This is a genomic window from Bacillus sp. AFS001701 (genome assembly GCF_002559405.1).
Lineage (GTDB): Bacteria > Bacillota > Bacilli > Bacillales > Bacillaceae_G > Gottfriedia.
The window spans coordinates 1-11661 of record NZ_NTZO01000060.1 but is presented as its reverse complement, the minus strand read 5'-3'; the positions used below and the strand labels follow the sequence as shown (position 1 = coordinate 11661).

Annotated in this window: 12 protein-coding genes; 8 read left to right on the top strand and 4 right to left on the bottom strand. The window is 32.5% G+C overall.

Annotation, left to right across the window (positions count from 1 at the left end):
- Positions 1–72: 72 nt before the first annotated feature.
- Both CN514_RS05325 and CN514_RS05320 read left to right on the top strand, forming a co-directional pair.
- A complete protein-coding gene (locus CN514_RS05325) occupies positions 73–957 on the top strand; it encodes an ABC transporter ATP-binding protein (protein ID WP_098231714.1) in 885 nt (294 codons plus the stop codon).
- Positions 958–2187, top strand: a complete 1230-nt coding sequence (locus tag CN514_RS05320; protein WP_098231713.1) for an ABC transporter permease — start codon at positions 958–960, stop codon at positions 2185–2187.
- A 55-nt stretch (positions 2188–2242) separates the two neighbouring features.
- Here the strand turns inward: CN514_RS05320 and CN514_RS05315 are convergent, their stop codons facing one another.
- From CN514_RS05315 to dat, 3 genes are all read right to left on the bottom strand, one after another.
- On the bottom strand, positions 2243–3079 hold the full coding sequence (locus CN514_RS05315) for an SGNH/GDSL hydrolase family protein (protein WP_098231712.1): 837 nt from the start codon (positions 3077–3079) through the stop codon (positions 2243–2245).
- A 269-nt stretch (positions 3080–3348) separates the two neighbouring features.
- Positions 3349–3648 carry a hypothetical protein gene (locus CN514_RS05310; RefSeq protein WP_098231711.1) on the bottom strand — a complete coding sequence of 100 codons (300 nt, stop codon included), beginning with the start codon at positions 3646–3648 and terminating at the stop codon, positions 3349–3351.
- Positions 3649–3717: 69 nt separating this feature from the next.
- Positions 3718–4602: a D-amino-acid transaminase gene (gene dat, locus CN514_RS05305; protein ID WP_176525804.1), complete on the bottom strand. Its 885-nt coding sequence runs from the start codon at positions 4600–4602 to the stop codon at positions 3718–3720.
- A 154-nt stretch (positions 4603–4756) separates the two neighbouring features.
- On the opposite strand from dat, the gene CN514_RS05300 reads away from it, so the two are divergent.
- From CN514_RS05300 to CN514_RS05275, 6 genes are all read left to right on the top strand, one after another.
- Entirely contained in the window at positions 4757–5566 is an 810-nt protein-coding gene (locus tag CN514_RS05300) for a sugar nucleotide-binding protein (RefSeq protein WP_176525803.1), read from the top strand.
- A 126-nt stretch (positions 5567–5692) separates the two neighbouring features.
- Positions 5693–7396, top strand: a complete 1704-nt coding sequence (locus CN514_RS05295; RefSeq protein ID WP_098231708.1) for an AMP-binding protein — start codon at positions 5693–5695, stop codon at positions 7394–7396.
- Between the two features lie 269 nt (positions 7397–7665).
- Positions 7666–8253, top strand: a complete 588-nt coding sequence (locus CN514_RS05290) for a fatty acid metabolism transcriptional regulator FadR (protein ID WP_056472373.1) — start codon at positions 7666–7668, stop codon at positions 8251–8253.
- Positions 8254–8290: 37 nt separating this feature from the next.
- Positions 8291–9061, top strand: a complete 771-nt coding sequence (locus CN514_RS05285; protein ID WP_286141577.1) for an enoyl-CoA hydratase — start codon at positions 8291–8293, stop codon at positions 9059–9061.
- Positions 9062–9117: 56 nt separating this feature from the next.
- Positions 9118–9891: an electron transfer flavoprotein subunit beta/FixA family protein gene (locus CN514_RS05280; RefSeq protein ID WP_097978376.1), complete on the top strand. Its 774-nt coding sequence runs from the start codon at positions 9118–9120 to the stop codon at positions 9889–9891.
- Between the two features lie 66 nt (positions 9892–9957).
- On the top strand, positions 9958–10935 hold the full coding sequence (locus CN514_RS05275) for an electron transfer flavoprotein subunit alpha/FixB family protein (RefSeq protein WP_098231707.1): 978 nt from the start codon (positions 9958–9960) through the stop codon (positions 10933–10935).
- 169 nt (positions 10936–11104) lie between these two features.
- Here the strand turns inward: CN514_RS05275 and CN514_RS05270 are convergent, their stop codons facing one another.
- Positions 11105–11344, bottom strand: coding sequence for a hypothetical protein (locus tag CN514_RS05270; protein WP_098231706.1), 240 nt, complete (start codon positions 11342–11344; stop codon positions 11105–11107).
- Positions 11345–11661: the final 317 nt, after the last annotated feature.

The following is an 11661-nucleotide window of genomic DNA, read 5'->3' as shown; positions in this document are numbered from 1 at the left end:
TTAAAAGTATGCTTAAAGTATAGGAATTATATTTAAGTATACTTTTACTTAAACTTCAAAGGGGGAAGAGCGTTGACTTTAGAAATAAAACAGCTTTCTAAAAATTTTGGAGATACTATTGCCGTTAACGAATTGTCATTGACTTTGCCTACAGGAAGAGTATTAGGTTTATTAGGTAGAAATGGAGCAGGTAAAACGACCACCATTAAAATGTTATTAGGTCTTCTTACACCTACAAAAGGAGAAATAACTTGGAAAGGGAGCCCATTTAAATCCGATAAAGTTAAGGTAGGGTATTTACCAGAAGAAAGAGGATTATTTACAAAAAGCAAGGTTGTTGATCAGCTTAAATATTTCGGGAAATTAGAAGGTATGTCTAATAAAGAGGTTGATGTAGCAATAACATATTGGCTAGACCGTCTAGAAATACCACATTATCGAAATAAAAAGGCTGGGGAGCTTTCAAAAGGTAACCAACAAAAAATTCAACTAATTGTAACTTTATTACATAACCCTGAATTGATTATTTTAGATGAGCCATTTAGTGGACTAGATCCAGTTAATGCAGAGTTAATGGCATCAATTATTACCGAACAAATTCAGAAAGGGAAAACGGTCATATTATCTAGCCACCGTATGGATCAAGTGGAGGCTTTTTGTGAGCATGTTTGTATACTTAAGAACGGTAATGTAGTCGCGGAAGGTAGTTTAAATAGCTTAAAAGAAGACTATGGGTATAGAAATTTAATTTTAGAAGATATAACATCGATTAAACAAATACTAGATTCCAATAATGTAAGTTATGAACAAAAGCAATTAGGAATTTACGTAAAGGTTAAAAGTGATGAGGAGGCTTTTACGATTTTAAATCGTATTAAGTCAGACCTGGGTTCGATAAAGAAGTTCCAATTATTAGAACCTACACTAAATGATATCTTTATAGAGAGGGCGAAATAAATGAAGAAGTTTAGTACGGTCTTTTTATTTCATTTACGTGAAGGTCTTTTGGCGAGAGCAACGATGATTATGAGTGTTATTTTATTTGTATTAGTCGTTGGAATATTTGGAGTACAAAAATATTTTGCTGGTACAGAAAAGAGTAATAAGGATAAAGATAAAATTGTATTAATCGATAACTCAAAAAATTATTCGGTAGATAGTGCTAATTTAAACAAAACGATTAAATCTGCAAAGATCGAGCAGAGCGATGCATCGAAAGAAAAAGATTTAAAAAATCAAATTGAAGATGGTTCAAAAGATGGACTGCTTATTCTTTCCGAAAAGAACAATGTCCCGTCAATTCAATATACGTATAAAAAGTTTTCAAATAGTGAAGTGCTTTCAGTTGTAAATATGACTTTGCAGCAAAATTACTTAAATAAAACTGCTCAAGATTTAAAGCTATCGCCTGAATCTGCAACTAAGTTATTGCAAAAAGTAGAAGTAAATGAAAAAGTTCTAAAAAATCCTATGGCTACATTCGGAATTGCTTACTTTTTCGGTTTCTTATTGTATATGTTTCTATTAATTTATGGAAACTCAATTGCAACGGGAATTGTTGCTGAGAAGTCTTCTAGGGTAATGGAAGTATTACTACCAAAAGTAAGTCCTGTCGTGACTTTATATGGAAGAGTCATTGCGGTATTTTTTGTAGCTTGTGCACAATTAATTGTATTAGGTATAGGATTTCTTTTTGCCAATCTATTAGGCTGGGTTAATGCGAATGCGATAACTTTTTTCGGAATGAAAATAGATTTAGAAGCATTAGATACTACAACCATCATTGCATTTATAGTTTATTTCTTATTAGGCTATTTACTTTATGGACTACTTTACGCTGCAATTGGATCAGTTGTGTCAAGAACAGAAGAGCTTCAAATGGTACTGATGCCAATCACTATTTTAGTCGTAGCGGCATTCTTTATTAGTATAAATGCATTAGTAAATCCAGGTGGCACATTTGTTCAAATTAGCTCATATATTCCATTTTTTGCTCCACTTGTAGCATTTTCTAGATTTGTAAGTGGAGAAATGAATTTTATAGAAATAAGTGCTAGTATATTAATCTTAATCGTTTCAATAATGTTTTTAACTCGTGTTGCTAGCCGTATTTATGTTAATGGTGTAATGTATTACAGTGAAAAAGTAAAGTGGAAAGATGTTGCTAGATTATTAAAAAGACAATAAAAAAAATAGATCTCATAGGTCAAATTGCTGACTCTTGAGATCTATTTTTTATTGTCTAATTTTCTGTTGTATGATTATTATTCTCTTCTTCTATACTACTTTTAGCATCCTGCTGTAGAACCTCTAACTCTCCAATTACAATCTCCGAAACTCGTTTATATCCTCTTGTTTTATTTGGATGCATACTATCAATTAAATAATATTCACCGTTCATTCTATTCCACCCAACAGTAGAGTATAGGTCGATGCATGGCAATGCGTAAAAGGTAGCTACATCTTTTACAGCTCTAGCATAATCAGATGTTAAATAACCGGCTTTATTTTTATCTTCATATTTTCCGTTGTGATATCTAGGTACAGGCGTCATAAGAATAATTCTACAATTTGGTAACCTTGTTTGTATTTTTTCAATCATTGAACACAAAGCACCGATAAAAGTAGATTCGTCTAAATTGGGACGTTCATTTGTTGGGAACCCTTTTCCTAAAGGAATACCTCTACCAAAGTCATTTGTTCCACCCATTATTGTTAAAAGTTGAGTATTAAGTGGAATCGTTGCATTGATCCTTTGACTGTTACACATACTTGATAAAATTTCTGTCGTGCCATTTGGCTGTGGTTTAGGTGGTTGTCCTTTGTAATTTCCATTCTTATCAATCCAAGCAATTGAAGCATTTTCAGCTATAGTTGTTCCGCCAATTCCTCTATTAACATGAGTCAAGCCTAACTTTTCCGCAACAGCAGGCTGCCATCCGTTAGACGAAGTGATACTATCACCGTAACTAATCCATATTTTTGATTTGTAAACGGTTATTTTTTTTCCTTTTGCCACAGCTATATTTGTAAATAATGAATTAAAAATACGTTTTACATACGATGTTAACCTTGCCATAGCAATCACCCTTTTTACATATTTACTTCATAAACATTAAAGCCTATTTCTAAAAATGAAATTACAATGACAGTACAGGATTTTGCAGTATGTAACATTTTATATATGAAAATTATTCTATATTACATTTATTCAAATAAAATCACCTGAACAAGACTCTAATCAATAGTTAAAACTGTTTATTAAGTTGCAATTCGATAGTTAGCAAAACAACAAAAAGCCTGTATCTTATCATTCTAGTCTAAGATACAGGCTATACTTTTAAGTTACTAATGGTACTTGTAAATGTTTTTATCAGAACTTTTTTTCATGAAAATCCCTATAATTAATTGAATGAGACCAATAACAAATATGATTGGATACAATACCCACATTAACATCCCTGCCCAGCCATTTCCTTCGATAATAGCGTACGTAATTCCAATGGCAAATGACAAAAATGGTCCAATGGCTATCATATTCGCGATACCCCATATGATGTATTTTCGTTTTCTAGATTGCCCTATAGTAAAAACGAGAGCAAGAGCTGCACCAAATAAGGCAATCAAAATTGCTATAATAATTGCCAAATCAAGTCACTCCTCACTAAAGTAAACCAACAGATTTTTATGCGTTTATATAATGCTATATAGTGTAGTCTAGTTAGTTGACTGATCCTGCGGAATTTTATCAATTAAATTAGTATATGAATCTTGAATTCTCTTTGTTATGTCTCCACGCTTTCCTAAACCGATAGAATAGGATTTTTCTTCAATTAAAACTGAAGTAACAGGTAAGATGTCAGAAACTGATGCTGTCGTAAAAGCTTCATCTGCATTTAAAAGTTCATCAATTGAGAATGGTATCTCTTTTACTTCGATTCTTTCTTTTTTCGCAATTTCAAGTACCACTTTTCGGGTGATCCCATTTAGAATTAAGTGATTGGCAGGATGAGTGAATAAAGTAGAGTTTTTTACGATAAAAACGTTTGTTGCTGATCCTTCTGTAATGATCCCATCCCTATGCAAAATTGCTTCTTTCGCTCCTTTAGCGTAAGCCTCATTTTTTACTAAAACACTACCTAATAAATTTAAACTTTTTATATCACAGCGAAGCCATCGAATATCATTCGTTATATAAGCAGTTATTCCTTTTTCCATTTGCTGTAATGGTCTATGATCTTCTCTTACTGTATATGCAATCAGTTGTGGCTTTAAATTAGCTTCGTCTTGGTAAATATGATTACGGTTCATTACACCCCTACTAATTTGGATATAAACATATCCATTATCGTAATCGCAAGTATTCATTAAATAAACTAAATCACTTTCAAGCTTTTTCAGGTGCATTTTAAAAGGTATTACTATCTTTTCACAGCTTTCCTTCAAGCGAATTAAATGTGCATCGAGTTCAAAATATGACTTATTGAAAAAACGAATAACCTCATAAACGCCATCTCCAAATTGATAACCTCGATCTAAAATATTTACATTTGCAGATTTTAAATCGACAATACGGTTGTTTAAAAGAACCTTTGCTTTCATATGAACCCCACTCCCTGTTATCATTTATGTCTGTTTGATTAAAAGATTGCAACTAGTCTGGACTATAAATTTATGACCTTTGTAAACACAGTTAATTATGATACATTCAATATATCACAAGTTTATTAAATATTTTGTAAAAAGGAGAGAGGCAATGAAATTATTAATTTTAGGTGCTAGTGGACTAGTGGGGAAGGCTTTAATAAAAGAATTTTCTCCTGATTATGACGTTTATGGAACGTTTAATCAAACAAAATTAGATTTGAAAAATGATCATCAATTACAATGGGATATTAATGATTCAGAGAAAATTTTGACCTGGATTGACCATATTTGTCCAGATGTAATTGTTTCTTGTTTACGTGGTGATTTTAATGTTCAATTTGTGGCGCATTCTAAAATAGTAGAAAAAATAAAATCAACTTCAACGAAATTTTTATTTTGTTCTACAACAAATGTTTTTGATGGAGAAGTTTCAAAGCATCACGCTGAAAACGATCTTCCTGTTGCCGAATCAGATTATGGACAATTTAAAATAAAATGTGAAGAATTAATTAAGAATGAGATTGGCGATAATGGGATCATATTAAGATTGCCAATGGTTTGGGGAAAACAATCACCAAGACTAAATGAAATAAAAGATAAAATAGAAAAGGGTCAAGAAATTGACGCATATGATAATATTTTTTTAAATCATGCAATTGATACAGGAATCGCTAAGCAAGTAAGAAAAATTATTGAAAATGATTTAAAAGGGATATTTCACCTTGCAACAACTAATTTTGACTCGCAATACTCATTTATTTTTAAACTTGTAAAAAGTTTATCAAATGGGGGAAAAGTCAAATCTCTCACTTTAGAAAACTTTGATGAATACAATTTTGGATTATTGACTAATCGCACCGATATGTCACCTAATTTTTACTATGATAGCGATGAAGTAATTGATCAATTAGTACATTAATTTCCAAAACATATTCAAAATCCACTAGTGATTAAATATTCTTAATATTTTGATTGTATAGCTGAAATTTGTTACATATACTAATTTTAGTATGAACATACTTTTAAAATACTGGTGGTGAATGGTATGGAGGAACCAAGATTAAAGCCTTGGGTGAGTCAGTATCCAGAGCAAATACCAGCTACATTAGACGAACAGTTTGATTTATTACCAACATATTTAAAGCAAACAGCTTCAAAATATCCAGCTAAGAAAGCGCTTAATTTCCTTGGAAAATCGATGACCTTTAATGAAATTTATATTCAGTCTTTAAGATTCGCCAATTTCTTAAGGAATTTAGGAATTAAAAAAGGCGACCGAGTTGCAATTATGCTTCCTAATTGCCCTCAAGCAGTAATTGCTTATTATGGGATTCTTTATGCAGAAGCAATTATCGTCCAAACAAATCCGCTATATACAGAACGTGAGCTTGAATATCAAATGAATGATAGTGGTGCAACAGCTATTATTTGTTTAGATTTATTAATTAATAGAGTGTATGAAGTGAAAAAATCTACTAATCTACAACATATTTTCGTTACTGGGATTAAGGACTATTTACCATTTTTTAAAAGACTGTTATATCCATATTCAAAACAGCCAAAGGCACCTGAGATTCCTAATGATCACTCGATTCATCAATTTAGTTTTATTATGCAAATATCTGCACCGATTGAACAGGATCTCTCAAGTAGTGTAGAAGATGTAGCAATCCTTCAATATACTGGAGGAACTACTGGATTTCCTAAAGGTGTCATGCTTACACATAAAAATTTAGCGTCAAATACGTTAATGGCAGAGAAATGGTTATATAAAAGTAAGAAGGGCCAAGAAAAGATTTTGACTGTCTTACCATTTTTTCATGTATATGGAATGACGACCTGTATGAATTTATCAATCATGTGTGCATATGAAATGATTATCGTTCCGAGATTTGATGCAACTCAAATGCTTCAGGCGATCAATAAATATCGACCTACATTGTTCCCTGGTGCACCAACAATGTACATTGCATTATTAAATCATCCTGATTTAAAAAATAACGATATCTCATGTATTCATGCTTGCTTAAGTGGGTCTGCAGCATTACCTGTTGAAGTTCAAGATCAATTTGAAAAAGTGACAGGTGGAAAATTAGTAGAGGGCTATGGTTTGTCAGAAGCTTCTCCAGTTACACATAGTAATTTCCTATGGGATAAGCGAGTAACGGGTAGCATTGGAGTTCCTTGGCCAAGTACAGATGCTAAAATAGTATCTCTAGAAACTGACGAAGAATTACCTTATCGTGAAATTGGTGAATTAATCGTTTCAGGACCACAAGTAATGAAGGGGTATTGGAATCGACCAGAGGAAACCGCAACCACGTTAAAAAATGGCTGGTTATATACAGGTGATTTAGGCTATATGGATGAAGAAGGCTTCTTTTATATCGTTGACCGTAAAAAAGATATGATCAATGCAGGAGGGTTTAACGTTTACCCTAGAGATATTGAGGAAGTATTATATGAACACGAGGCTATAAAAGAAGCAGTTATAGTTGGTATTCCTGATGCATATCGTGGTGAAACGGTGAAAGCTTATATTGTATTAAAAGAAGGAAAATCAGTGACTGAGGCTGATTTAGATGATTTTTGTCGGAAATATTTAGCAGCCTATAAAGTTCCGAGAGTTTATGAATTTAGAAATGAATTACCAAAAACAATGATTGGTAAAATCTTAAGAAGAACATTACTAGAAGAAGAAAAACAAAAGAATACGAAACCTGAGGATTCTGATGAAAATTTAATATAATAATATATGGGGGATGATCACATAGGCATCCCTCTTTATTTTACGAACTGTTATCAAAATGCTATGTTAAAATAAATTTAAAGATTGATTGGAAAAGAAACCTGATAAAATTGAATGAAGATACAAAGATTAAAAAGAATAATAAAAGCTTTTGTAAAGAAACTTTATACAATAAAAAATATTACAGGACAATTGACAATTTTCTGATAAATTTGTATTATGAGAATATGAATGATTATTCATTCACTGTAAGAAGGGGTAAATAAAAAATGAAAAGAGATAAACCAAAATATAAACAAATAATTGATGCTGCAGTTGTTGTAATTGCTGAAAATGGTTACCATCAGGCGCAGGTTTCTAAAATTGCAAAACAGGCTGGAGTAGCTGACGGAACAATCTATTTGTATTTTAAAAATAAAGAATCCATCTTAATTTCACTGTTTGAAGAGAAGATGGGAAATTTTACTGAAAAAATTCGTGAAAAAATTGAAGGTAAACCGGACGCGATATCGAAATTATTAATGTTGGTAAAAACTCACTTTTATGAAATGTCTAAAGATTCGCATTTAGCAATCGTTATGCAATTGGAAGTAAGACAAACAAATATTGACCTGAGATTAAGAATAAATGAGGTACTAAAAGAGTATCTACATATCATTGATTCAATTTTAAATGAAGGAATTAATAGTGGTTTGTTCGATAAACAATTGGATATTCGTACAGCTAGACAAATGATCTTCGGCACGATTGATGAAGTGATGACCCATTGGGTAATGACCGGTCAAAAACAAGATTTAGAGTCAAAAGCCGATAAAGTTCACCAACTGTTAATAAGAGGATGCGGGTACCAAAATTAACGTTCTAGTACATTTTGAAAAATAGGGAGGAATAGTTGTGAGTTTAATTCAATGTAAAATATCCGATGGTATTGCATTATTAACAATTCAAAATCCACCAGCAAATGCAATGTCTTCGGTTGTATTTGCTGATTTAGTTAAGCGTTTAGATGAATTAGAAAATAACAATGATGTAAGCGTTTTAGTTGTTCATGGAGAAGGTAGATTTTTCTCTGCAGGTGCAGATATTAAAGAATTTACTTCTTTCAAAAATGCTGAAGATGCAGCAGCTGTTGCAAGAAGAGGTCAACTAGTTTTTGATCGTGTTGAAAATTATTCTAAGCCGATCATCGCAGCAATTCACGGAGCTGCATTAGGTGGCGGACTAGAATTTGCAATGAGCTGTCATATTCGAGTTGTTGCAGAAAACGCAAAACTTGGTTTACCTGAATTAAACTTAGGAATTATTCCTGGTTTTGCTGGGACACAACGATTACCACGTTATGTAGGTAAAGATAAAGCGTTAGTTATGCTTGCGACTTCTGAACCAATTTCTGGTGTTGAAGCTAAGGAATTTGGATTAGCTACAATTGTAGTGCCAGAAGAAACTTTATTAGATGAAGCAAATTCAGTAGCAGCTAAAATTGCTAATAAAAGTATGCAATCAATTCAATATATTCTACAATTACTATCTTCTACTAGAACTAATTCATATCATGAAGCGGTGGAAGAAGAGTCTAAATTATTTGGAGAAATTTTTACAACTGAAAATGCAAAAGAGGGTATTTCGGCATTTTTAGAAAAAAGAAAACCAGTGTTTAATAAATAAGTAGTTTAATATTTTAAAAAAATAGATGTAGTTACATTTCCTGGGAGGGTATAACAATGAACATTTATGTACTATTAAAAAGAACATTTGACACTGAAGAGAAAATTACAATTTCAAATGGTGCAATCCAAGAGGATGGCGCTGAATTTATTATAAATCCATACGATGAGTATGCAGTTGAAGAAGCGATTCAAATTCGTGACGCTCATGGAGGCGAAGTAACTGTTATAACAATTGGTAACGAAGATAGTGAAAAAGAACTTCGTACAGCACTAGCTATGGGTGCTGATAAAGCTGTATTAATTAACGTTGAAGATGATGTTACAAATGCTGATCAATATACAACTTCTAAACTTATTGCTAAATACTTAGAAGATAAAGATCCTTCAATTATTTTAGCAGGTAATGTTGCAATTGATGGAGGAACTGGTCAAGTAGGTCCACGCGTTGCTGAATTATTAAATATTCCTTACGTGACAACAATTACTAAAATTGACATTAATGGTACGACTGCTACAATCGAACGTGATGTAGAGGGTGATACAGAAATTATCGAAACATCTTTACCATTATTAATCACTGCTCAACAAGGCTTAAATGAACCAAGATATCCTTCTTTACCTGGTATTATGAAAGCTAAGAAAAAGCCTTTAGATGAATTAGAATTAGATGATCTAGATTTAGAAGAAGATGAAGTTGAAGCAAAAACGAAAACAATTGAAATTTACCTACCTGCGAAGAAAGAAGCGGGCAAAGTTTTAACTGGTGAATTAAAGGATCAAGTAAAAGAATTAGTTTCGTTACTACGTTCTGAAGCAAAAGTAATCTAATTTTATTGAATATTAGAACAGAATAATAGATTAATATCGTAATAGAAAATTTTGGAGGGAAATAACATGTCACGTAAAGTATTAGTATTAGGCGAAGTTCGTGAAGGATCACTACGAAATGTTTCATTTGAGGCAGTAAGTACGGCTAAAACAGTTGCTGAGGGCGGAGAAGTAGTTGCTGTATTAGTAGGTAAATCAGTAAGTGCATTAGCTACTGAAATGATTCAATACGGTGCAGATCGTGCAATCGTTGTTGAAGATGAAAAATTAGCATCATATACTTCTGATGGATATTCTCAAGCACTTTTAGCAGTTATTGACCAAGAAAAACCAGAAGGTCTAGTATTTGGTCATACAGCTTTAGGTAAGGATTTATCTCCTAAACTTGCTGCTCGTATGCAAAGTGGTCTTATTTCAGATGTTACAGCAATCGAAGTAGCTGGTGGAAATATTGTTTTCACTCGTCCGATTTACTCAGGTAAAGCATTCGAGAAAAAAGTTATGGTAGATCCATTTATTTTTGCGACAATCCGTCCAAATAACATTTCAGCTTTAGAAAAAGACGCTTCTCGCACTGGTGATGTGTCAACTGTTTCAGTTGAAATTAAAGACTTACGTTCAATCGTCAAAGATGTTGTGCGCAAAGCGAGTGAAGGTGTAGATCTTTCAGAAGCGAAAGTGGTCGTTGCTGGTGGCCGTGGAGTTAAGAGTGAAGAAGGCTTTAATCCATTAAAAGAATTAGCTTCAGTATTAGGTGCTGCTGTAGGTGCATCTCGTGGTGCATGTGATGCTAACTATTGTGACTACTCTTTACAAATTGGTCAAACTGGTAAAGTTGTAACACCTGATTTATATATTGCATGTGGTATTTCAGGAGCTATTCAACATTTAGCTGGTATGTCAAACTCTAAAGTAATCGTTGCAATTAACAAAGATCCAGAAGCTAATATCTTCAAAGTAGCTGACTACGGAATCGTTGGTGACTTATTCGAAGTATTACCTTTATTAACAGAAGAATTTAAAGCTGTATTAGTTAACTCTTAATATAGAAACAATAAATGATAGCCCACAAGAACAGTATCTTGTGGGTTTTTTCGTGTTTTTCAGTGTACGTTATGAAAAAAAATCAAATAAAAAAGAAGGGGTTCAAAAGTACTTTAACTTTTGTGACACCTCCTTTATAGTTCTTCTATTCGTTTACAAGCCATTGTCATTACATCCTAACAATGACTGATCCACCGCCACTAGTTACAACTTGATTTTGTTTTTGTTCAAGTTGTCTAAGTAATTCATTATTTGCTTCGATTGCTTTTACAAGGTTTGTAATTTGATTTTCAAGATTCATGAACATTTGCATGATTGATTGATGATCCGTTTGTACATGACCTTGAACACCGTTTCTCATAGGATACTGGGGATGATGCGGATGTGAATTCCAAAATGGATGATGCATACTTTTACCTCCAATTTCTAGACCAATGTACTATATAGTACGTCTTATTATTATAAGAGTTCGCCTATTTTAGTTGATTCAGTCATTATTGCTACTTATATATATGAGAGAAGTTTATAGCCAAATTTCAATTTCAGAAGATTATTGCACCATATTATAAGAAAGAAGGAAGTTAGTTTTTACACCAGGTATTTGCTTGTAGGAGGACGTTGAATATTAGCTAATAGGTAGGTTTATGGGAAAGGATTAAATCTTTTATAGAAACAAAACAAAAAAAGTAATCCCTCTTAAGGATTACTTAAAATTTATGATATAGC